The sequence below is a fragment of the Priestia sp. SIMBA_032 genome (assembly GCF_046535215.1).
GTDB classification, from domain to species: domain Bacteria; phylum Bacillota; class Bacilli; order Bacillales; family Bacillaceae_H; genus Priestia; species Priestia aryabhattai.
Genome location: NZ_JAWRXD010001548.1, coordinates 1 through 236 on the forward strand (window position 1 = coordinate 1; position 236 = coordinate 236).

The 236-nt window shown below is 39.0% G+C and carries 1 protein-coding gene; it reads left to right on the top strand.

Annotated features, from left to right (window positions below):
• Window positions 1-236, top strand: a 236-nt coding sequence (locus SB717_RS39470; protein WP_410908777.1) for a YncE family protein, incomplete at both ends; no start/stop codon positions are given.

Here is a 236-nt window from a genome sequence, read left to right on the forward strand (position 1 = left end):
GACCGACCGGACCTACTGGGCCAACCGGACCTGCATGTAATTTCCTAGTATATGCTACAAATGCAGGACTCATAGATGACCCTACAAATGATACAGTATCTGTAATTAACACCGGAACAAATATAGTAGTTGATACAATTACTGTAGGTAATGCACCACTTGAAGTAACAGTTTCACCAAATGGAGCTCGTGCTTATGTTACTAATATTTTTTCTAATACCGTTTCCGTTATTGAT